Annotated in this window: 19 protein-coding genes and 1 tRNA gene; 12 read left to right on the top strand and 8 right to left on the bottom strand. The window is 73.1% G+C overall.

The features are described 5' to 3' along the window. Window positions 1–2,102 (top strand): helix-hairpin-helix domain-containing protein (locus ACGFYU_RS12015; RefSeq protein ID WP_393827168.1); only part of this gene is annotated, 2,102 nt, incomplete at its 5' end. A 45-nt stretch (window positions 2,103–2,147) separates the two neighbouring features. Here ACGFYU_RS12015 and ACGFYU_RS12020 read toward each other — a convergent pair. Then, complete coding sequence (locus ACGFYU_RS12020; protein WP_393827169.1) at window positions 2,148–2,807, bottom strand: hypothetical protein; 660 nt, start codon at window positions 2,805–2,807, stop codon at window positions 2,148–2,150. A 47-nt stretch (window positions 2,808–2,854) separates the two neighbouring features. Between ACGFYU_RS12020 and ACGFYU_RS12025 the strand changes: the two genes are divergently transcribed. Beyond that, the gene (locus ACGFYU_RS12025) at window positions 2,855–3,043 is read left to right on the top strand and encodes a DUF5703 family protein (RefSeq protein WP_073774709.1); all 189 of its coding nucleotides are present in this window, start codon (window positions 2,855–2,857) and stop codon (window positions 3,041–3,043) included. 67 nt (window positions 3,044–3,110) lie between these two features. Here the strand turns inward: ACGFYU_RS12025 and ACGFYU_RS12030 are convergent, their stop codons facing one another. From ACGFYU_RS12030 to ACGFYU_RS12040, 3 genes are all read right to left on the bottom strand, one after another. Continuing rightward, window positions 3,111–3,914 carry a chaplin family protein gene (locus tag ACGFYU_RS12030; protein WP_393827170.1) on the bottom strand — a complete coding sequence of 268 codons (804 nt, stop codon included), beginning with the start codon at window positions 3,912–3,914 and terminating at the stop codon, window positions 3,111–3,113. A 151-nt stretch (window positions 3,915–4,065) separates the two neighbouring features. Next, window positions 4,066–4,299: a chaplin gene (locus ACGFYU_RS12035; RefSeq protein WP_393827171.1), complete on the bottom strand. Its 234-nt coding sequence runs from the start codon at window positions 4,297–4,299 to the stop codon at window positions 4,066–4,068. Between the two features lie 136 nt (window positions 4,300–4,435). After that, on the bottom strand, window positions 4,436–5,761 hold the full coding sequence (locus ACGFYU_RS12040) for a M20/M25/M40 family metallo-hydrolase (RefSeq protein ID WP_393827172.1): 1,326 nt from the start codon (window positions 5,759–5,761) through the stop codon (window positions 4,436–4,438). Between the two features lie 168 nt (window positions 5,762–5,929). Here ACGFYU_RS12040 and ACGFYU_RS12045 point away from each other — a divergent pair. Continuing rightward, window positions 5,930–6,014 (top strand) — tRNA-Leu (locus ACGFYU_RS12045). Window positions 6,015–6,207: 193 nt separating this feature from the next. Then, window positions 6,208–7,743 carry a serine/threonine-protein kinase gene (locus ACGFYU_RS12050; RefSeq protein WP_393827465.1) on the top strand — a complete coding sequence of 512 codons (1,536 nt, stop codon included), beginning with the start codon at window positions 6,208–6,210 and terminating at the stop codon, window positions 7,741–7,743. Between the two features lie 75 nt (window positions 7,744–7,818). Here the strand turns inward: ACGFYU_RS12050 and ACGFYU_RS12055 are convergent, their stop codons facing one another. The 4 genes from ACGFYU_RS12055 to ACGFYU_RS12070 all read right to left on the bottom strand — a co-directional run bounded on the left by ACGFYU_RS12055 (window position 7,819) and on the right by ACGFYU_RS12070 (window position 14,656). Then, complete coding sequence (locus tag ACGFYU_RS12055) at window positions 7,819–9,258, bottom strand: amino acid permease (protein ID WP_393827173.1); 1,440 nt, start codon at window positions 9,256–9,258, stop codon at window positions 7,819–7,821. A gap of 219 nt (window positions 9,259–9,477) precedes the next feature. Further along, on the bottom strand, window positions 9,478–11,022 hold the full coding sequence (locus tag ACGFYU_RS12060) for an APC family permease (RefSeq protein ID WP_393827174.1): 1,545 nt from the start codon (window positions 11,020–11,022) through the stop codon (window positions 9,478–9,480). 44 nt (window positions 11,023–11,066) lie between these two features. Continuing rightward, window positions 11,067–12,014, bottom strand: coding sequence for a hypothetical protein (locus tag ACGFYU_RS12065; protein ID WP_393827175.1), 948 nt, complete (start codon window positions 12,012–12,014; stop codon window positions 11,067–11,069). Between the two features lie 986 nt (window positions 12,015–13,000). After that, window positions 13,001–14,656 (bottom strand): FAD-binding dehydrogenase, encoded by a 1,656-nt coding sequence (locus ACGFYU_RS12070; protein WP_393827176.1) that lies wholly within the window; start codon window positions 14,654–14,656, stop codon window positions 13,001–13,003. Window positions 14,657–14,742: 86 nt separating this feature from the next. On the opposite strand from ACGFYU_RS12070, the gene ACGFYU_RS12075 reads away from it, so the two are divergent. From ACGFYU_RS12075 to ACGFYU_RS12110, 8 genes are all read left to right on the top strand, one after another. After that, window positions 14,743–15,297 carry an NUDIX domain-containing protein gene (locus ACGFYU_RS12075; protein WP_393827177.1) on the top strand — a complete coding sequence of 185 codons (555 nt, stop codon included), beginning with the start codon at window positions 14,743–14,745 and terminating at the stop codon, window positions 15,295–15,297. A gap of 22 nt (window positions 15,298–15,319) precedes the next feature. Next, the gene (locus ACGFYU_RS12080; RefSeq protein WP_393827466.1) at window positions 15,320–15,730 is read left to right on the top strand and encodes a YidH family protein; all 411 of its coding nucleotides are present in this window, start codon (window positions 15,320–15,322) and stop codon (window positions 15,728–15,730) included. Continuing rightward, a complete protein-coding gene (locus ACGFYU_RS12085) occupies window positions 15,727–16,044 on the top strand; it encodes a DUF202 domain-containing protein (RefSeq protein ID WP_393827178.1) in 318 nt (105 codons plus the stop codon). Before ACGFYU_RS12080 ends, ACGFYU_RS12085 begins: the two co-directional genes overlap by 4 nt. Window positions 16,045–16,451: 407 nt before the next feature. Beyond that, window positions 16,452–16,709, top strand: a complete 258-nt coding sequence (locus ACGFYU_RS12090) for a DUF6221 family protein (RefSeq protein WP_393827179.1) — start codon at window positions 16,452–16,454, stop codon at window positions 16,707–16,709. A gap of 130 nt (window positions 16,710–16,839) precedes the next feature. Beyond that, a complete protein-coding gene (locus ACGFYU_RS12095; protein ID WP_393827180.1) occupies window positions 16,840–16,989 on the top strand; it encodes a hypothetical protein in 150 nt (49 codons plus the stop codon). Between the two features lie 112 nt (window positions 16,990–17,101). After that, window positions 17,102–18,013, top strand: coding sequence for an MBL fold metallo-hydrolase (locus ACGFYU_RS12100; RefSeq protein ID WP_393827181.1), 912 nt, complete (start codon window positions 17,102–17,104; stop codon window positions 18,011–18,013). 132 nt (window positions 18,014–18,145) lie between these two features. Next, window positions 18,146–19,189, top strand: a complete 1,044-nt coding sequence (locus ACGFYU_RS12105) for a phosphotransferase family protein (protein ID WP_393827182.1) — start codon at window positions 18,146–18,148, stop codon at window positions 19,187–19,189. A gap of 13 nt (window positions 19,190–19,202) precedes the next feature. Beyond that, entirely contained in the window at window positions 19,203–20,417 is a 1,215-nt protein-coding gene (locus tag ACGFYU_RS12110) for an acyl-CoA dehydrogenase family protein (protein WP_393827183.1), read from the top strand. Window positions 20,418–20,486 lie beyond the last annotated feature (69 nt).

Consider the following 20,486-nt stretch of genomic DNA (forward strand, 5'->3'; position numbering starts at 1 on the left):
GCGGGGCCGACGCCGAGGGCGGGGCCGACGCCGAGGGCGGGGCCGACGCCGAGGGCGGGGCCGACGCCGAGGGCGGGGCCGACGCCGAGGGCGGGGCCGACGCCGAGGGCGGGGGCGGGGCCGACGCCGAGGGCGGGGGCGGGGTCGACGCCGGAGGCGAAGGACGGCCCGTGCTCAGTGAGGCCGCCGCCGAGTTGGCCGCGCAGAAGGTCGAGCGGGAGCGGATCGCCCGGCGGAAGGCCGAGCGGGAGGGTCCCGTGGACGCCGGGGCGAAGCTCAGCGGAAAGGCCGCCGATCTGCTGGCCGCCGTACGGGCCGTGGAGAGCGGGGCGAAGCCGCCCGCCCTGTACTTCGACGAGGCCCCGGCCGCCCCCCGCAAGGCGGCCCCGACTCCCCCGCCCACCCGCAAGCCGGCTCCGGCACCGGCCGCCGCCCCCTCCACCGACGCCGTCGACTCGGTCCGCGCCGTCCTGACCCGCGGCGGCGCCCCCGAGACCCTCGCCGCCCCCGCCGCCGCGGCCCTCGGCGACGGCGCAGCCGAGCAGCTCGCCGAGAACCCCTGGCGGCTGCTGGCCGTCCCCGCCGTCCGGCCGACCCAGGCCGACGGCTTCGCCCGCGCCCTCCTCGGCCCCGGGGCCGGCCCGGGCGACGAGCGCCGCACCACCGCCCTGGTGGGCTGGCTGCTGGTCCAGGCGGGGCTCAAGGGGCATACCGCGCTGGAGGCCCCGGTCCTGGAGAAGGCCCTGGCCCAGTACGGCGTACCGGACCCCGCCGAGGCCCTGGAGCAGGCCATCGGCGAGGGCACGGTGCTGGTCTTCCACGAGCCGCTGGGAGCCCCGGTGCCGGAGGGCGAGGAACAGCCCGTACGGATCCTCGTGGGCCTGGAGGGTTCCGCGATGGCCGAGGAGAGCCTGGCCGACGGCCTGGCCCGGATCGCCAACACCTTCGACGGCCCGGCCGACTGGGAGCAGGCGGCTTCCCAGGGCCCCGGCGCCGACCTGATCCGCGCCGTCGCCGCCCACGGCCTGGTCGCCCACACCGGCGGCGAGGCCGCCCGCGCCGAGCCGCTCGCCCTGCTGGCGGCCGCCCGGGAGCTGGGCCTGCGCGCATGCCTGGCCGTGCACGCCCCCTCCGCCGAGGGCGTCACCGTGGCCGGGCTGCTGTCGGGCGCGGAGGGCCCCGGCCGGGACGCCGACGGGCAGTTCGCGCTGGACCTGCTCATCGTCCTCGACGCGCCCCAACTCGACGTGGAGACCGCCGCCGCACTGGTGGAGTCCGTCCCCGACGGGGCCCGCCTGGTGCTCTCCGGCGATCCCGGAGTGCTCGGTTCCGCCGGGGCCGGGCGGGTGTTCGCCGATCTGCTGGCGGCCCGCGCCTGCCCCCAGGCGGTCTCCCGCGTACCGGATCCGGGCCCGATCGGCGAGCTGGTCTCGGGGATCGGCATCGGCGAGCTGAACCAGGTCGACGCCCCCGGCAAGGAGGTCGTCATCGTCCCGGTGCGCGACGCCGGGGAGGCCGTGCACCGCGCCGTGCAGCTGGTGGCCGAGTCGGTGCCGCGGGCCTTCGGGATCCCGGCGGACAGTGTGCAGGTGATCACCCCGGGCCACGGCGGCTCCGCGGGGACCCGGGCGCTGAACGCCGCCCTCAAGGAGCGGCTGAACCCCGGCCCGGGCCGGTTCGGCGGCTTCGACCCCGGCGACCGGGTGGTCCACGTGCCCTCGCCCGGGCGGGCGCTGCCGGCCCGGGTGGTGTCGGCCGACGCGCAGGGGCTGCACCTGGACCGCGCGGGCGCGCGGGTCGTCGTACCGAAGGAGCTCGTGGAGTCCCAGGTGCGGCACGGCTGGGCGGTGACGGCCCATCAGGCCGTGGGCGCGCGCTGGCCCGCGGTGGTCGTCGTACTGCCGGGTGACGCGGCGCAGGCCCTGTCGCGGGACTGGGTCTACACGGCGTTCGGGCGGGCCGAGCGGCACCTGTCGGTGGTGCACGGCGTGGACCAGGCGCTGCCGCGCGCGGTGGCGGAGGTGCCGCCGAAGCCGCGCACTACCCGGCTGGCGGGCCTCCTCGCGGCCCTCGCGGCGGCGGCCGGGGAACAGCGGCAGTAGCAGGAACGGCCCCCGCCCCGTCGCGGGGCTGGGGCCGCTGCCGGATCAGGCCGGGGTCAGCCCGGGCTCCGCGATCTCGTCATCGTCGTAGTCGTCGTCCCCGTCCCCGTCCTCGTCGAAGACGGCGCTGACGTCGAAGCGGTGCAGGACGTCCTGCGGATCGGTGTGCTCGAAGGGCGAGCCCAGCCACTCCCCCGGTTCGGCCACTTCCTCCAACGCCGCGATCCAGAGCGTGGAGTCGCCCTCCTCCAGCCCGAACTCCTTGTAGCGGGAGGCGATCTCGTCGGGCTCGTACTCCCCGAAGAGCACGCCCAGCGCACCGGCCGTGCCGCCGTCGTGGACGAGTTCGGCCTCGCGGTCGTGCGCGGCGACCCGCTCGGCCTGGGCGATCAGCCGCGGCGGCTCGACCACGGCGTAGTCGCGGCGGATGAGCACGCTGAAGGCGGCGGGCTCGGCCGGGCCGGTGTACGGGACACCGTCCTCGGGCGTGGGGATCTCGAAGGGGGTGACCTCGTCGTAGCGGTCGTAGAGGAGTTCGTCGTACTCCTCGGCCGCGGCGGCGAGTTCGTTGAACGCGGCGTAGACCTCCGGGTCGTCGTCCCCGGTCCTGCGCTCGACGGCGTCGAGGTGGCGGTCGAGCGCGGCCTTGACCGCCTCGGCGGCGGCGCGTACCTCGGCAACAGTGGGCAGAGCGGCATCAGACATAGAGCAGACGCTATCCGTAGCGGGGCTCTGCCCGCACAATAGATGCGATGCCGGAATACGAATTTGTCGACGTGTACGTGCCTCGCGGGGTTCCCCGCAAGGAGGCGACCCGCCTGCTGACCGACCATGCCGAGTACGGGAACTGGGAGCTCGACCGCCTGAGCCTGCACCGGGACGGCAGCCGCCGCGTGCGGTTGCGCCGCCGGATCATCCGTCAGGTCCGCGCGACCTGGTGACGCGGGCCCCGGCGCTGGGGGCACCGCCCAGCGGTAGCTGGGGGAGGGCCCGCGTCATGAGTGTCCGTCAGGCGGCCTTGCGGGCACGCCGGTAGAGCACGGCACCGCCCAGCAGCAGGCCGCCCGCGAGCGGGAGGCCGGCGGTGAGGACGTCGCCGGCACCCGTCGCGGCGAGACCGGCCGACTGGCCGGGTGCGCTGCCGCTCCCGCCCGTGGCGGGGCCGGGGTGCGTGACGGGGGTGACGGTGCCGGCGCCCGGCCCGGTGCCGGTGCCCGGCGTGCCGGGGTTCTGGCCGCCGTGGCCGGGGTTCTCCGTACCGGGCGTGCCCGGCTTCCCCGGCGTGTGCCCGCCCGGCGTCCCCGGGTTGCCGGGGTGTTCCCCTCCCGGCGTACCGGGGTGGCCCGGGTTGCCGGGGTTCTCCGTACCGGGATGGCCCGGGTGCCCCGGAGTGCCGGGGTTCTCCGTACCCGGATGGCCCGGATTGCCGGGGTTTCCGGGGTGCTCCGGGTGGTCGTCGCACGGCTCGTCGCCGTCATCGCCGCCGCCCGGCTGCCCGGGGTTGCCCGGGTTGCCGGGGTGCCCCGGGTACCCGGGGTGTTCCGGCTTGCCGCCGTGGCCCGAACCGTTGAAGCAGTGGTTCCCGAAGGCCGGGTTGAGGCCTCCCACCACCGTCACGCTGTTCCCACAGACGTTCACGGGTGCGTCCACGGGCGCCTGCACACTGTTCCCGGACAGCAGTCCCGGAGAGTTCGCGGCATGCCCCGAGGCGCCGGAGTCCGCGTGTGCGTACCCCCCGCCCAAGGCGAGGACACCCCCCGCGGCAGCCATGGTGATCAGGGTCTTCCTGGTGACCTGTGCCGGTCGTCGCATCTGTACTCGTCCCCTGGTGTGCACGTATCGGTCGACGTACAGGCCGTACGAGGCTCCCCCGCCTGGTACGCCGAAACTGAGGTTCCGGGCCGGAAAGCCCGGCGGCCCCGGAACGCTGGAATGCGTTCCGGGGCTCAGGACTTCAGGCGCGTCAGGCGTTGACGCAGTAGTTGCCGAAGGCCGGGTTCAGCAGGCCGATGATGTTGACCGTGTTGCCGCACACGTTGACCGGGATGTGGATCGGAACCTGGACGACGTTGCCGGACAGGACACCGGGGGAGCCGATGGCCGCAGCCTGCGCACCCGCGTCGGCGACAGCGAGGCCCGCACCCGCGAGAACCAGGCCACCAGTGGCAGCCGCAGCGGCCACAACCTTCTTGATCATTGTTCCTCCTAGTAGGCAATGCGGTCCCAGCCGCGGACCGCACCACCTGTAACGAGGAAGGATCACCAGGGCTACGAGCGTATGAGCGCATTCACTCTTCTCAGTGGTTTGCGCACACCTCTGCGATTCCCGGCCGTTAGGCCTTGTCGATGAATCGGTCGAGGACCCGCACGCCGAACTTCAGTCCGTCGACCGGCACCCGTTCGTCCACGCCGTGGAACATCCCGGCGAAGTCCAGTTCCGGGGGCAGTTGGAGCGGCGCGAAGCCGAAGCAGCGGATGCCCAGGTCGTCGAAGGACTTGGCGTCCGTACCGCCCGAGAGCATGTACGGGACAGCCCGCGCGATCGGGTCCTCGGCCTTCAGGGCGCCCTGCATGGCATCGACCAGACGGCCGTCGAAGTCGGTCTCCAGCGCCTTGTCCCCGTGCACGTCCTCCCGCTTCACGCGCGGGCCGAGGATGCGGTCGAGGTCGGCGAAGAACTCGTCCTCGTAGCCCGGCAGGAAGCGGCCGTCCACGTGGGCCGTGGCCTGGCCGGGGATGACGTTGACCTTGTAGCCGGCGCCGAGCATGGTCGGGGCGGCCGAGTTGCGCAGGGTGGCGCCGACCATCTTGGCGATGCCGCCGAGCTTGGCGAGCGTCTCGTCCATGTTGTCCGGGTCCAGCGGGGTCCCGAGCGCGTCCGAGAGCTCGTCCAGGAAGCTCCGTACGGTCTTGGTGACGCGCACCGGCCACTGGTGGCGGCCGAGGCGCCCCACGGCCTCGCACAGCTCCGTGATCGCGTTGTCGTTGTTGGTCATGGAGCCGTGGCCCGCGGTGCCCTCGACCGTGAGCCGCATCCAGTGCATGCCCTTCTGGGCGGTCTCCACCAGGTACAGCCGCAGGTTCTCGTTCACGGTGAAGGAGAAGCCACCGACCTCGCCGATGGCCTCGGTGACGCCCTCGAAGAGCTCCGGGTGCTTGTCGACGAGGTGGCGCGCCCCGTAGACGCCGCCGGCCTCCTCGTCGGCGAGGAAGGCCAGCACGATGTCCCGCGGGGGCTTGCGCCCGCTGCGCATGCGGTCGCGCACGACGGCCAGCGTCATCGCGTCCATGTCCTTCATGTCGACGGCGCCACGGCCCCACACGCAGCCGTCGGCGATCTCGCCCGCGAAGGGGTCGTACGTCCAGTCGGCCGCATTGGCCGGAACCACGTCGGTGTGCCCGTGGATGAGCAGCGCGGGCCGCGAGGGGTCCTCCCCCTCGATCCGCGCGACGGTAGAGGCCCGTCCCTTGTGCGATTCGAAGATCTGCGGCTCCAGCCCGACCTCGGCGAGCTTCTCGGCCACCCACTCGGCCGCCTTGCGCTCGCCCGGGCCCGAGTGGTCTCCGTAGTTGCTGGTGTCGATCCGGATGAGGTCCCGGCAGAGGTCGACTACCTCGTCCTCGCCGGAGACGGTCCTGCCCGCGCTCGACTCGCTCACGCTGCTTCCTCCCACTGATCGGTACCGAACTGCCCCCATCCTCCCGCTCCGGGCCGCTCCGCCCAAGGGCGATCCCCGGTCACCGGGGGGTGTGATCGAGGACCCCGGAATGTTTGGTAATGTTTTCCACGTCGGAACGGCCCGCGAGGGACGCGAGACAAACACCTTGTCCGGGTGGCGGAATGGCAGACGCGCTAGCTTGAGGTGCTAGTGCCCTTTATCGGGCGTGGGGGTTCAAGTCCCCCCTCGGACACAAGAGCGAGAACCCCACTTCGGTGGGGTTCTTTGCGTTTGCGGACTGCGGTGTGCGGCACGCCGCGTACGGCATCATGGCCCTGACCGGCGAACGGGGGGACGGGGGACACGGCGTGGCGCAGGACGGGCCGGGCGACAGCACGGTGATCGGTGGCCGTTACCGGCTGCAGAAGCGGCTGGGCCGGGGTGGCATGGGGACCGTCTGGCGGGCGGCCGACGAGCTCCTCGGGCGGCAGGTGGCCGTCAAGGAGCTCCATGTCGACGCCGGCACCCAGGCCATGGGGGCCCTTCGGGAGGCGCGGGTCGTCGCGCAGATCAGGCATCCGCACGTCGTCGTGGTGCACGACGTCGTGGAGCACGAGGGGATCCCCTTCATCGTCATGGAGCTGGTCGACGGCGGCTCGCTGGCCGACCGGCTCGCAGGCGCGGGGCCGCTCACCCCGCGCGAGGCGGCCCGGATCGGGCTCGCGCTGCTCGGGGCCCTGGGGGCGGCGCACGAGCGCGGCGTGCTGCACCGGGACGTGAAGCCGGCCAATGTCCTCATGGAGGCGGGGACGGGCCGTGCGGTGCTGACCGATTTCGGGATCGCCCGGCTCGCCGGGGCGACCACGATCAGCGAGACCGGGGCCTTCGTGGGCTCGCCCGAGTACACGGCGCCGGAGCGTATGCAGGGCGCGGAGGCCGGGCCGGCGGCCGATCTGTGGTCGCTGGGGGCCCTGCTGTGTGCGGCCGTGACCGGGGAGTCGCCCTTCCGCCGCGATTCGATCGGCGGGATCCTGCACGCCGTCGTGTTCGACGAGATCCGCCCGCCCGCGCGGCTGGGGCCGCTCGTTCCGGTCGTACGAGGTCTCCTGGAGCGGGATCCGGAGCAACGGCTGGGCGCGGCCGAGGCGGGGCGGATGCTGGCCGCCTGCGCGGCGGGCGAGGACGGGGCCGAGCCGGTACCGGTTGCGCTGTACACGCCGACCGAGCGGGTCACCCGGCCCGGGGGCCCGCTGCCCGCGGCGTCCGGGAGGCGTCGGACGGCGCTGCGCGTGGGGCTGGTCGCGGCGCTGATCGTCGCGACGGCGGCCGGCACGGTGACGGCGACCACGCTGCTCGGCGACGCCGGGGTCCGGGGGAAGGGGTCCGGTGGGACGGCGGGCGCCGCGGGCCCGTCCGTGTCCGTGTCCGTGTCGGTATCCGCGTCCCCGTCGCCGTCGGTGTCCGTGTCCCCGTCGCCGTCGCCGTCGCCGTCGGTCGTGGCGGTCGGGTCGGTGCGGCCCGCGCCCGCCGGCTACCAGGTGGTCACCGACGTGCAGGGCTTCAGCCTCGCCGTACCGGTCGGGTTCCGGCGCACCACCGACGAGCAGCGCGTCTTCTACGGGTCGCCGGACGGCGCCGTGCGCATCGGGATCAAGATGACGGCGCCGCCGGCGGGAGGCCCGCTCGGGGTGATGCGGCTCGCCGACCAGCAGGGCTCGGAGACCAATCCGGGCTACCGGGAGAACAAGGTCGTCGCGACGACGCACGACGGGCTGCCGGCCGCCCTGTGGGAGTTCACCTGGGACGGCTTCACCCGCGCCGAGGGCGCCCGGCACACCTTCGACGTGTGCTGGGAGCAGAACGGGCTGCTGTACGACGTGTGGGTGTCGGCGCCCGTCGGCCGGTCCGCCGAGGCCCGTGGCCACTTCGACGCGGCGCTGGACTCCTTCGTGCCGGGCGGGGCGGGTTCCGCGCGGCCCTGACGGCCCGGGAGACGTACGAGGGCCCCGTCGCCCGGAGTGGAGTCCGGGCGGCGGGGCCCTCGGTGGTGTCCGGGGTCAGCCGCGGGAGGCGGCGAGTTCCCGCACCCGGCCGCGGACCAGGAACCAGCCGCCGACGAGGGCGGCGCCGATGATCGGCACGCACAGCACCGTGGTGCGGCCCACGCCGCCGTCGCACCACATCAGGACCAGCACCGCGAGGAGGAAGGCCAGGGTGACGAGCTGGGTGTACGGGGCCCAGGGCAGGCGGTAGGAGGGGCGCTCCACGAGGCCGAGCTGGGCGCGGCGCCAGAAGAACAGCGAGCAGATCATGACCATCGCCCAGGTGCCGAGGATGCCCAGCGAGGCGAAGTTCAGGACGAGCTCGAAGGCGTCCTTGGGCATCAGCTTGTTCAGGCCGACGCCGGCGAGGCCGAAGGCGGCGGTGAGGAGGACCCCGCCGTAGGGGACCTTGCCCTTGTTCATGCGGGCGGTGAACTTGGGCGCGGAGCCGGACATCGCCATGGAGCGCAGGATGCGGCCGGTGGAGTAGAGGCCGGAGTTCAGGCTGGAGAGGGCGGCGGTCAGGACGACCAGGTTCATGATGCCGGCGGCGCCGGGGACCCCGAGCTTGTCGAAGACGGTGACGAAGGGGCTCTGGTCGGCGGAGTACTCCGTGTACGGGAGCAGCAGGGCGAGCAGCACGACCGAGCCGACGTAGAAGAGGCCCACGCGCCACATGATCGAGTTGATGGCCTTCGGCATGATCTTCTCCGGGTTCTCGGTCTCGCCGGCGGCGACGCCGCAGAGCTCGACGGAGGCGTACGCGAAGACCACGCCCTGGACCACCAGGAGCATCGGGAGGACGCCGGAGGGGAAGATGCCGCCGTTGTCGGTGATGGAGGCCAGGCCCGGGGTGTGGCCGCCGATCTCGTGGCTGGTGGCGACGAGCCAGATGCCGACGATCAGGAAGACGACCAGGGCGGCGACCTTGACCAGGGAGAACCAGAACTCCATCTCGCCGAAGTACTTCACCGAGATGAGGTTCGCGGTGAGGACGACGGCGAGGGCGATGAAGGCGAGGACCCACTGGGGGACGTCGGTGAACAGCGACCAGAAGTGGGCGTAGGTCGCGGCGGCCGTGATGTCGGCCACAGTGGTCGTCGACCAGTTGAGGAAGTAGAGCCAGCCGGCCGTGTAGGCGCCCTTCTCCCCCATGAACTCGCGCGCGTACGAGACGAAGGCGCCGGAGGAGGGCCGGTAGAGGACGAGCTCACCGAGGGCGCGTACGACGAAGAAGGCGAAGACGCCGCACACCGCGTAGGCGATGGCGAGGGAGGGGCCCGCGCCGGCGAGGCGGCCGCCGGCGCCGAGGAAGAGGCCGGTGCCTATGGCCCCGCCGATCGCGATCATGTTGATGTGGCGGGACTTGAGGTCCTTGCTGTAGCCCTCGTCACCGGCGTCGGTGTGGCGGGAAGACGCCGGGGCCGGGGCCTCGGTCAAGGTGCGGTCACTCATGTACGACTTCGCCTTCGTGGGTGGGACAGGCAGGTGCGGACCGCGGCGCAGGGGAGCTGGGTGGTGTCCCCTGTGCTGCGGTCCGGTGGTTTTGTCGCCCCAATAGACCATGGGGTTCCGCTACCCGCCAAAATCTGCCCCCTGCGCGCCGAAGCCCCCGACGACCTTGGAATGAGGTGTCGGGGGCTTCGTACGAGCTGGAAAGCGAGGTCTGCCGGGTCAGTCGCCCGTCGCGGCCGATGCCGCCTGGTCGAGGCGGAAGGCCTCGTTCCCCAGGCCTATGCGGGCGTGCACCTCGGGGCGGCGGCCGCGCAGCAGCGCTCCGTGGACCAGGCCGATCACGAGGGCGGCGCCGATGATGCCGGGCAGAGCCCAGCTGAGCGCGGAGCCCTCCTCGGCGCCGACCAGGACGCCGAAGTCCTTGACGGTGTAGACGGCGATGCCGAGGAGCGCGAGACCGGCGGCGCCGGCCGCGACGAGCCGCCAGACCTGGGCTCCGGCGGTGCCGCGGCGGACGAAGAAGGCGATGACGGCGAAGGAGGCGGCGGCCATGAGGAGGGTCACGCCGAGGGCGCCGACGCTGCCCATCCAGGTGAACAGGTGCAGGACGGGGGCGGTGGGGTCGCCGGCGGGCAGGTCGTCGGTGGCGGCGAAGGCGATGACGACGACGGCGGCGATTCCGGTCTGGAGGAGGGAGCCGGTGCCGGGGGCGCCGGTGCCGGGGTTGGTCCGGCCGAAGGCGGCCGGGAGCAGGCCCTCGCGGCCCATGGCGAAGGCGTAGCGGGCGACCACGTTGTGGAAGCTGAGCATGGCCGCGAACATGCCGGTGACGAACAGCACGTGCAAGACGTCGGTGAAGGTGGCGCCGAGGCGGTCCTGGGTGAGCTGGAAGAGCAGGCCGGGGCCGGCCTCGGCGGAGGTCTTGACGACCTCGGCGGGGCCGGTGGCGACGGTGAGGGCCCAGGCGCTGAGGGCGAAGAAGAGGGCGACGAAGCCGACGGCGAGGAACATCACCCGGGAGACGACGATGTGAGGCCTGCTGGTCTCCTCGGCGTACACCGGGGACTGCTCGAAGCCGACGAAGGCCGCGATGCAGAAGCAGAGGGCGGTGCCGAGGCCGGGGCCGGTGAGGGTCTCGGGGTTGAAGGCGTGCAGCGAGAGGCCTTCGGCGCCGGGCTTGCCGAGGGCGGCGAGGTCGAAGACGACGACGAGGGCGCACTCGATGAGGAGGAGGACGCCGAGGACCTTGGCATTGAGGTCGATCTTGAGCCAGCCGAGGGCGCCGGTGGCGGCGACGGCGAGCAGGGCCGGTATCCACCAGGCGAGTTCGGCCTCGAGGTAGGTGGCGAAGAGGCCGGATATCTCGAAGCCGAGGATGCCGTAGACGCCGACCTGCATGGCGCTGTAGGCGACGAGGGCGACGAGGGAGGCGCCCGCGCCGGCGGTGGGGCCGAGGCCGCGGGCGATGTAGGCGTAGAAGGCGCCGGCGTTGTGGACGTGCCGGCTCATCTCGGCGTAGCCGATGCTGAAGAGGGCCAGGACGAGGCCGAGGATGACGAAGAGGAGCGGCTGGCCGACGATGCCCATGACCCCGAAGGTGGTGGGCATGACGCCGGCGACGACCATCAGGGGCGCGCTGGCGGCGAGTACGGAGAGCAGCAGGCCGGCGGTGCCGAGGCGGTCGGCGCGCAGGGCCCGGTCCTGGCCCTTGTAGGTGCGGATCTCGGCCGGGTCCTGGAGCGTGGTGGATCTTCCCGTCGGCATGGGGGCGTCCTTTCGGGGGCTCGGGGGCGTGCTGGGTGAGCGGGTCAGGCCGTGCCGAGCGCGGCGCTGCGCGCGGCGAGGAAGGCCTTGTGCGGGTCGAGGTCCGGGTAGGACCAGGGGGCGCGGGTGGCGTGGCGGCCGATGCGGTGGAAGAGGGCGGCGGCCTCGGCGGGGCGGCCCTCGCAGAGCTTGGCGTGGGCGAGGAAGTTGAGGTCGACCCGGTTGCGGGGGTGGTCCTCGCGCTCCCATTCCAGCCACCAGTCGAAGGCGGAGCGCAGGACCTGGCGGGCGCGGCGGCCGGACCAGTGCGCGGCGGCGCTGTCGGGGTGGTGGCCGTGCCGGGCGGCGAGCACCCGGTAGCGCTCGGCGTGCGCGATGACGGGGAGCACGGCGAGCGGGGAGTCGGCCGGGGACTCCTCGGCGGCCCAGGCCGCGAAGTCGTAGACCTCGTGGAGCGGGTCCTGGCCGGAGCCGGGGGTGCGTTCGGCGAGCCGGGCGACCATCAGGTGGTGGGCGTGGTGGTGCTCCCGGTGGCGGGCCCGGACCTGGTCGAAGTGGCGGCTGAACTCCTCCTCGGTACCGAAGGCGCCGGAGAGCAGGAGCAGTCCGAGCCAGGGGGTGGGGTCGGCCGGGGCCAGGGCGGCGGCGCGCCGGCAGGCCTCATCGGCGGCGGCCGGGGTGCCCTTGCGGCGCAGGGCGCGGAAGACGGCGGCGCAGGCGAGGAGGGTAGCGGCGTCGGCGCTCTCGGGTTCGGCGAGCAGCCATTCGCGGGCCCAGGCGGCGGCCGCCGGGGTCTCGGCGAGGACGACGACGCGGTGGCCGCGGCGGTCCCAGTCGTCGCCGGTGCCGACGAGCAGGGACCGGGCCCGTGTCCAGCGGCCCTGGGTGAACTGGGTGCGGACGTCGACGAGTTCGGCGTCGCACAGGGCCGGGTCGAAGAGCTGGGCATCACGCTTGCGGGAGCGGCCGAGGGGCGGCGGAGGCGGGGACATCCGCGGGTTTCCCTCCAGGACGCGGGCGGACGGGGGCGAGTGCGGTGAGCGGTGGGCCGTTGGCCGTGGCCAAAAACGTGCAGGGTGCACGTGGGTGGCGTGACCGGCTGATCGGGCCGGGCAGGTCGGAGATCGCGCCGGTGAGCGCACCGGTGATCACGCACAGCAAAGCGGTACGCACAGCTCCGAGTCAAGGTCCAGTCCAGTGCATGGCGGGTTTCAACTGCTATGACGACGGTACGAGTTGGGGTGGTTGTGCCAGTTCGTGGGGCCACCGGCGCGGACCCGCGGGGCGGCCCCATGACGGGAGACGACGATCTCCCTCGTACCTCCTGGGCTTCCCCGGGCCACCGCGCGACCGGCTGGTCGCGGCCGTCCTGGAGGTGACGGACGTGAGGGTGCTGCGGCTCGGCGGGGTGAACCCGGGGCATGCGCCGGCCGAGGGCGAGGGGTTGATAACTGTTCGTCGAGTAGCGCGCACGAGGTCGGTTAGCTCGATCGTGTGAGGGTCCGCTCCCTGCCTTGCGGCGCCTTGGGCTGGTCGGGTTAACGTGATCGGGCGATCTGGGACGCCGGGTGCGGTGCCAGCGTGCGGGGCCCCTGCTCCACCGGAGTGATGGTTCAGGGCCTCCCCGTCGCCTCTGGCCGTACCCACATGGCCAGGTCGCACAGGAAGCCGGCCTCCCGGGATCGGACCACGTACAAGATGCGTGTCGCTGCCCCGGGGTCGAGTACGCCGGCGACCAGTGCGCTCAAGACCGTTTGGGGCGTGCGGCTGATCGGGCTCACTCCTGCTCAGTCTTCAGGAACGGTACGCGTCCGTGGCCGAATGGCGCGCCTCGCACGAGCGGTTCCGGCACGGGCCGGAACGGGTCCGGATCGTCAAGCGCCCCGGCTGACGCCGACCGGTCCGGGGGTGGAACGGGCCGGCTCCGGGCTGCCGCCGGCCGCCGGGCTCGCCCGTGTCCGCCGGGAGGCGGGTCCGGTCAGGCGACCGCCCGGGCCGCCGCGCGGCCCGCGGTGCGGCCCGAGAAGATGCAGCCGCCGAGGAAGGTGCCCTCCAGGGCGCGGTAGCCGTGGACTCCCCCGCCTCCGAAGCCGGCCGCCTCGCCCGCCGCGTAGACGCCGGGCAGCGGTTCGCCGGCGGCCGTCAGGACGCGCGAGGAGAGGTCGGTCTCCAGGCCGCCCAGGGACTTGCGGGTCAGGATCGACAGCCGTACCGCGATCAGCGGACCGGCCGCCGGGTCCAGGATCCGGTGCGGCGCCGCGGTGCGGATCAGCTTGTCGCCGAGGTACTTGCGGGCCCCGTGGATGGCCGTCACCTGGAGGTCCTTGCTGAACGGGTTGGCGATCTCCCGGTCCCGGGAGGTGATCACCCGGCGCAGGGCGTCCTCGTCGATCAGGTCTTCCTTGGTGATGGCGTTCATGCCGCGCACGAGGGCGGCGAGGTCGCGTTCGACGACGAAGTCGGCGCCGTTGTCCATGAAGGCCTGGACGGGCCCGGGCACGGCCTGGCGGGCCCGGTCGATCACCCCGCGGACCGACTTCCCGGTCAGGTCCGGGTTCTGCTCGGAGCCGGAGAGGCCGAACTCCTTGCCGATGATGCGCCGGTTGAGGACGAACCAGGTGTGGTCGTGGCCGGTCTTCATGATGTGGTCGAGGGTGCCGAGGGTGTCGAAGCCCGGGAAGAGCGGTACGGGCAGCCGCTTGCCCGTGGCGTCCAGCCAGAGCGAGGACGGGCCGGGCAGGATGCGGATGCCGTGCTTCGCCCAGATCGGGTTCCAGTTCTCGATGCCCTCGGTGTAGTGCCACATCCGGTCCTTGTTGATGTGGCTGGCTCCGGCGGCCTCCGCGATGCCGAGCATCAGGCCGTCCACGTGCGCGGGGACCCCGGAGAGCATCCGCTCCGGCGGGGTGCCGAGCCGGGCGGGCCACTGCGCCCGTACGAGGTCGTGGTTGCCGCCGATGCCGCCGCTGGTCACGATCACGGCCTGGGCCCGCAGGGAGAAGGCCCCGGTGGCCTCGCGGCCGCTCGCGGTGCCCCGTACGGCGTCGGAGGGCTCCAGGATCTCGCCCGTCACGGTGTCCACCGCGCCGGCCGTACGGGAGAGCCCGGTGACCCGGTGACGGAACTTCAGCTGGACCAGGCCGCGGGCCACGCCGGCCCGGACCCGCCGCTCGAAGGGCTCCACCAGGCCGGGGCCCGTGCCCCAGGTGATGTGGAAGCGGGGGACGGAGTTGCCGTGGCCGTCGGCGTCGTAGCCGCCGCGCTCCGCCCAGCCGACGACGGGGAAGAAGCGGACGCCCTGGGCGTGCAGCCAGGGCCGCTTCTCGCCGGCCGCGAAGTCCACGTAGGCCTCGGCCCAGCGGCGCGGCCAGGCGTCCTCCTCGCGGTCGAAGCCCGCGGTGCCCAGCCAGTCCTGGAGGGCGAGCTCCCGGTTGTCCTTGATCCGCATCCGGCGCTGCTCGGGCGAGTCCACGAAGAACAGGCCGCCGAAGGACCAGTGCGCCTGACCGCCGATCGACTGCTCCGGCTCCTGGTCGAGCAGGATGACCTTGCGGCCCGCGTCGACGAGCTCGGCGGTGGCCACGAGGCCGGCGAGGCCCGCCCCGATCACGATCACGTCTGCGTCGTACGTCATGCGTCTACCCGTCCTCCGGTCGGTGGTGGGGCAGATCCTTGGCTACGGAGCGGTAACCAGTCAACAGCGGTGGTTGGATGACCTGCGTGAGTGCCGCTGATGAAGTGCTGGACGTGGTGGACCGGGACGACCGGGTGGTCGGGCAGGCCCCGCGGGGCGAGGTGTACGCGCGGGGGCTGATCCACCGCTGCGTGTTCGTGCAGGCCAGGGACGCCGAGGGCCGGGTCTTCGTGCACCGGCGGACCGCTTCGAAGCTCGTGTTCCCCTCGTACTACGACATGTTCGTGGGCGGGGTGCTGGGCGCCGGGGAGGGCTACGGGCAGGCCGCGCTGCGGGAGGCGGAGGAGGAGCTCGGGGTGTCCGGGCTGCCGCGGCCGGTGCCGCTGTTCAAGTGCCTGTACGAGGGGCCGGGCGGGGCCTGGTGGTCGTACGTGCACGAGGTGCGGTGCGTGTTGCCCGTGCGGCCGCAGGTGTCCGAGGTGGCCTGGCACGACTTCGTGAACGAGGAGGAACTGGAGCGGCGGGTGGCCGATGGTTCGTGGACCTGGGTGCCCGACGGGCTGGAGGCGTACCGGCGATTGCGGGAGTTCCGGGCGGCGGGCGGGCCGGGAGCCGACCAGGGTGCCGGGCCCGGGCGGTAGCCCGGCGTAGATTGCGGGGGTGATCGATTCCCCGAAGGGCGGCTTCCTGCGCGACGTGCGCCTCTGGTTCGCGCCGCAGCGGGTGCGCGACGAGGGCGAGACCCCCGACTACCGCTTCTCGCTGGCCAACGAGCGGACGTTCCTGGCCTGGATCCGGACCGCGCTGGCCCTGGTGGGCGGCGGTTTCGCGGTCGACCAGTTCCTGCCGGACCTGCGGTGGGGGGTGCGGGTCGGGATGGCCTTCGCACTGCTGGCGGTGGGTGCGGCGTGCGCGATGCGGGCGGTGAACCACTGGGTGCGGTGCGAGCGGGCGATGCGGCGGGGTGAGGATCTGCCGCTGTCGCGGTTCCCGGTGGTGCTGAGCGCGGGGGTGGGGCTGGTCGCGGTGGCCATGGTGGTGGTCGTGCTGCTCGGCTGGACGACCGGGCGGTGACCGCGTACGGGGAGGGTCGGGACGCCGGGCTCCAGCCGGAGCGGACCCGGCTCGCGTGGCGGCGTACGACGCTGGCCTCCTCGGTGGTGGCGGTGCTGGCACTGCGCCAGGCGCTGCGCGGGTCCGGCAGGCCGGTGGAGGTGGCGGGGGCGGCGGTCATCGCGCTGGTCTGGCTGGCGTTCCTGTGGGTGGCCCACCGGCGGATCCGCGAACTGGCGACCGGCCGGCCGCCGGGGCTCGCGCCGCGGGCGGCGGTGGCGGCGGTGGCGTGCACGGTGGCGCTGGCGCTGTTCGCGATGACGGTGATCATCTGAACCCGCCCGCCCAGGCGCGCCCGCCCGGCGTGGCCACCTGATCCGAACACGACCCTCCGGCACGGCCGCCCGACCCGAGCCAGATGCCATCCGGCACGGTCGCCAGACCCGAGCGGACCACCCGGCACGGCCGCCAGACCCGAGCGGACCACCCGGCACGGCCGCCAGACCCGAGCACGGCCGTCTGCCCGTGGCCTGAACGCGGCCAGCGCCACGGCCCTGAGCGCCGCCATACGAGCGCGGCCCTGGACACGGCCATCCATCGAAGCGCATCGACCGCCTCAAACAATGGCGCGGCCTGGCCATGCGACAAGCTCGTCACCGCCTAACAGGCCGCACTCCACCTCGCCGCCATCCATCCGGACACGCGGCTGGCCCCCAAAGGCGCCAGCCGCGAGCATCACCACATGGACGATCTTCTGAAGTTCCTCGTCGCACGCATCATGGACGACAACCACGCCTACGCCCACGTGGCCGAAACCATGGGCGGCGAAGCCCTTCTCGACAGCCATCTGCCCATGCTCGATCTGACCGAGCAACTGGCTCACGACTACAAGGCCATGGACCCCACCGACTCCCGCTCGGTCGGCCTGGCATACGCCCTTCGGGTCCTCGCCCAGTCCTACGCACAGCACCCGGCCTACCGCCGGGAATGGTGTCCATAGCCCTTCCTGGAGACAGACCCTGGACGCGGCCGCCCCGCACGGTCCTGAACCGACGGTCCGATGATCCGCCTTCTCCGCGTCGCTGCGACATAACGGGCAGCACCAGACGATCCGCACTAGCCTCGGCGCCATGACGACCACGCACCAGGAACACGTCACGCACGAGCACGCCCACGGCCCCGACTGCGGCCACCAGGCGGTCTCGCACGGGGACCACGTCGACTACGCGCACGACGGACACCGGCACGCCGAACACGACGGCCACTACGACGACCACTGACCGGCGGAGCGCCTGACGGAGGATCCGGCAGGCGCGCCACCCGCCCTCCCCCGGCGCCGCGCCGACTGGCAGGATGCCGATCGCCCGTCACAGCGATCCGGGGAGAGCGCAGATGCCCGTCGACGATCCGTACCTCGTCCAGCCCGCACCCGGGGTGTACGCCTACGTCCAGCCGGACGGCGGCTGGTGCCTCAACAACGCCGGCTTCGTGAGCGACGGGGGCCGGACCCTGCTCGTCGACACCGCCGCCACCGAGCGGCGGGCGCTCGCCCTGCGCGAGGCGGTCGTGGCGGCCGGGGTGCCGCTCCCCCGCACCGTGGTCAACACCCACCACCACGGCGACCACACCTACGGCAACGGCGTGTTCGCCAACGAGGCGCTGATCCTCGGGCACGACAACGCGCGGGCCGAGCAGTTGGCCGCCGGCCACCAGCTGGAGATGATCTGGCCGGCGACGGACTTCGGCGCGATAGACATCACCGCACCCGACCTCACCTACAGCGACCGGATGACCCTGCACGTCGGCGGGACGGAGGTGCGGGTCATCCACCCGGGCGTCGCGCACACCACCGGGGACTCGATCGTGTGGCTGCCCCGGCAGCGGGTGGTGTTCACCGGCGACCTGGTCTTCGCCGGAGGAACGCCGTTCCTGGCGATGGGCTCGCTGGCCGGTTCGCTGCGGGCGCTGGAGCTGCTCCGCTCCCTCGACGCGGAGACCGTCATACCGGGACACGGGCGCCTGACCGACGGCTCGGCCTACGAGTCCACCGAGCGCTACCTGCGCTACGTGGCCGAACTCGCCCGGGAGGGGCGGGCGAAGGGGCTGACCCCGCTGGAGGTGGCCCGGGAGGCCGATCTCGGCGAGTTCGCGGCCTGGCGGGAGAGCGAGCGGCTGGTGGCGAACCTGCACCGGGCGTACGCGGAGCTGGCCGGGGAGCCGGAGGGCGCCCCGCTGGACATCCTCGCGGTGCTGAAGGACATGACGGTGATGAACGGCGGGACCCCGATCCTCTGCCACGCCTGATCCGTTCACGCCGTTCACGCCGTTCACACAGGGCCGGGGGACTTCTTTCGGCCCGCGCTATGGACGGCATACCGACTGGTCGGCATGATGGTCCACGGACACCCGTCGTCGACCCGCACGGAGGTGCGCAGCATGACCCCAGCCTCAGCGTCAGCATCGGCCGACCCCCGGGGCCTCGATCTGGAGCGGCTGCGCGGTCATCTCGACCGGGTGCGGCCGGGACTCGCGGCCGGGGCGCTGCGCGGCCGGCTGATCGAGGGCGGCCGGTCGAACCTCACGTACGAGATCACCGACGGCACCGCCCGCTGGGTGGTGCGCAGGCCGCCGCTCGGGCACGTACTGGCCACCGCGCACGACATGCGGCGCGAGCACCGGGTGATCGAGGCGCTGCACGGCACGGCCGTGCCGGTGCCCGGTGCGCTGCTGCTGTGCGAGGACGTGGAGGTGCTGGGGGCGCCGTTCTACGTCATGGAGTACGTGGAGGGGGTGCCGTACCGGACGGCGGGCCAGCTCGCCGCGATCGGGCCGGAGCGCACCCGGCGGGCGGTGCTGGGCCTGGTGGACACCCTGGTCGAACTGCACGCGGTGGACCCGGAGTCGGTGGGCCTGGGCGACTTCGGCCGGCCCGAGGGCTTCCTCGACCGGCAGCTGCGCCGCTGGGGCAAGCAGCTCGCGGCCTCGCGGGGGCGGGAGCTGGCCGGGATCGACGAGCTGCACGGCGCCCTCGGCCGGGCGCTGCCCGACTCCCCCGCCCCGACCGTGGTGCACGGGGACTTCCGGCTCGACAACGTGCTGATCGGCGGGCCGGACGACACGATCCGGGCGGTCCTGGACTGGGAGATGTCCACGCTGGGCGATCCGCTCACGGACCTCGGGCTGCTGGTGATGTACAGCTCCGACCTGGGGCTGACCGAATCCCCGGTCAGCACGACGAGCGGGGCGCCCGGCCATCCGGCCCCCGCCGAGCTGGTCGAGCGGTACGCCGCCCGCTCCGGCCGGGACACCGGCGCCATCGCCTGGTACACGGCCTTCGCCTGGTTCAAGCTCGCGGTGATCCTCGAAGGCATCCACTACCGCTACACGCTCGGGCAGACCGTCGGGGCGGGCTTCGACCGGATCGGCGAGCTGGTGCCGGTCTTCATCGAGCACGGACTGACCACCCTCCAGGAAGGCTGAGGAGCCGATCAGCATGGACTTCGCATTCGATGCCCGGACCGAGGAACTCCGCGAGCGGCTGCTCGCGTTCATGGAGGAGTACGTCTACCCGGCGGAAGCCCTCGCCGCCGAGCAGCGCGCACGGCTGGCCTCGCCCTGGGATACCCCGGCCGTCTTCGGTGAACTGAAGGCCGAGGCGCGCCGCCAGGGCCTGTGGAACCTCTTCTTGCCGGACGGCGAGTACGGCGCCGGGCTGACCAACCTCCAGTACGCCCCGCTGGCGGAGGTCACCGGCCGCAGCCCGCACCTTGCGCCGATGGCCACCAACTGCGCGGCTCCGGACACCGGGAACATGGAGCTGCTCGCGCAGTTCGGGAACGAGGAGCAGAGGAAGCAGTGGCTGGAGCCGCTGCTGGCCGGGGAGATCCGCTCCGCATTCGCCATGACCGAGCCCGAGGTGGCCTCCTCGGACGCGACGAACGTCGAGACCCGGATCGAGCGCGACGGCGACGAGTACGTGGTCACCGGCCGCAAGTGGTTCATCTCCGGGGCGATGAACCCGGACTGCAAGATCTTCATCGTGATGGGCAAGACCGACCCGGGGGGCGCCGATCCGCGCCGTCAGCAGTCGATGATCCTGGTCCCGCGTGACACCCCGGGCGTGGAGGTGCGGCGGGCCATGACGGTGTACGGGTACGAGGACCACGACCACGGCGGCCACGCCGAGGTGTTCTTCGACGGGGCCCGGGTCCCGGCGGGGAACCTGATCGGCGAGGAGGGCACCGGCTTCGCCATCGCCCAGGCGCGCCTCGGCCCGGGCCGCATCCACCACTGCATGCGGCTGATCGGCATGGCGGAGCGGGCCGTCGAGCTGATGTGCCGGCGCGCGCTGGACCGTACGGCCTTCGGCAAGCCGTTGGCCGCGCAGGGCGTGGTGCAGAACTGGATCGCGGACGCGCGGGTGACGGTGGAGCAGCTGCGGCTGCTGGTGCTGAAGACGGCCTGGCTGATGGACACGGTCGGGAACCGGGGCGCCCACACCGAGATCCAGGCCATCAAGATCGCGACGCCGCGGGCGGTGGTGCGGATCCTGGACGACGCGGTGCAGCTGCACGGCGCGGGCGGGGTGAGCCAGGACTTCCCCCTCGCCGAACTGTGGGCGGCGGCCCGGACCCTCCGCCTGGCCGACGGCCCGGACGAGGTCCACCAGCGGTCGCTGGCGCGGAGGGAACTGAAGCGCTACCAGTAGCCTGCGGCGGTCGGTGGGCCCACCCGGGGCCCGGCACGCCCGGCCCAGCGCGGGTCCGACCCCAGCGCG

It is taken from the genome of Streptomyces sp. NPDC048337 (genome assembly GCF_043201175.1).
Classification (GTDB): domain Bacteria; phylum Actinomycetota; class Actinomycetes; order Streptomycetales; family Streptomycetaceae; genus Streptomyces.

What these genes read in the sequence shown, in the direction of transcription:
- ACGFYU_RS12110 (WP_393827183.1), top strand. Translation starts at nt 19,203, where the DNA reads ATGGACTTCGCATTCGATGCCCGGACCGAGGAACTCCGCGAGCGGCTG.
- ACGFYU_RS12090 (WP_393827179.1), top strand. Translation starts at nt 16,452, where the DNA reads ATGGACGATCTTCTGAAGTTCCTCGTCGCACGCATCATGGACGACAAC.
- ACGFYU_RS12100 (WP_393827181.1), top strand. Translation starts at nt 17,102, where the DNA reads ATGCCCGTCGACGATCCGTACCTCGTCCAGCCCGCACCCGGGGTGTAC.
- ACGFYU_RS12035 (WP_393827171.1), bottom strand. Translation starts at nt 4,299, where the DNA reads ATGATCAAGAAGGTTGTGGCCGCTGCGGCTGCCACTGGTGGCCTGGTT.
- ACGFYU_RS12070 (WP_393827176.1), bottom strand. Translation starts at nt 14,656, where the DNA reads ATGACGTACGACGCAGACGTGATCGTGATCGGGGCGGGCCTCGCCGGC.
- ACGFYU_RS12105 (WP_393827182.1), top strand. Translation starts at nt 18,146, where the DNA reads ATGACCCCAGCCTCAGCGTCAGCATCGGCCGACCCCCGGGGCCTCGAT.
- ACGFYU_RS12020 (WP_393827169.1), bottom strand. Translation starts at nt 2,807, where the DNA reads ATGTCTGATGCCGCTCTGCCCACTGTTGCCGAGGTACGCGCCGCCGCC.
- ACGFYU_RS12060 (WP_393827174.1), bottom strand. Translation starts at nt 11,022, where the DNA reads ATGCCGACGGGAAGATCCACCACGCTCCAGGACCCGGCCGAGATCCGC.
- ACGFYU_RS12025 (WP_073774709.1), top strand. Translation starts at nt 2,855, where the DNA reads ATGCCGGAATACGAATTTGTCGACGTGTACGTGCCTCGCGGGGTTCCC.
- ACGFYU_RS12065 (WP_393827175.1), bottom strand. Translation starts at nt 12,014, where the DNA reads ATGTCCCCGCCTCCGCCGCCCCTCGGCCGCTCCCGCAAGCGTGATGCC.
- ACGFYU_RS12095 (WP_393827180.1), top strand. Translation starts at nt 16,840, where the DNA reads ATGACGACCACGCACCAGGAACACGTCACGCACGAGCACGCCCACGGC.
- ACGFYU_RS12055 (WP_393827173.1), bottom strand. Translation starts at nt 9,258, where the DNA reads ATGAGTGACCGCACCTTGACCGAGGCCCCGGCCCCGGCGTCTTCCCGC.
- ACGFYU_RS12030 (WP_393827170.1), bottom strand. Translation starts at nt 3,914, where the DNA reads ATGCGACGACCGGCACAGGTCACCAGGAAGACCCTGATCACCATGGCT.
- ACGFYU_RS12050 (WP_393827465.1), top strand. Translation starts at nt 6,208, where the DNA reads ATGGGGACCGTCTGGCGGGCGGCCGACGAGCTCCTCGGGCGGCAGGTG.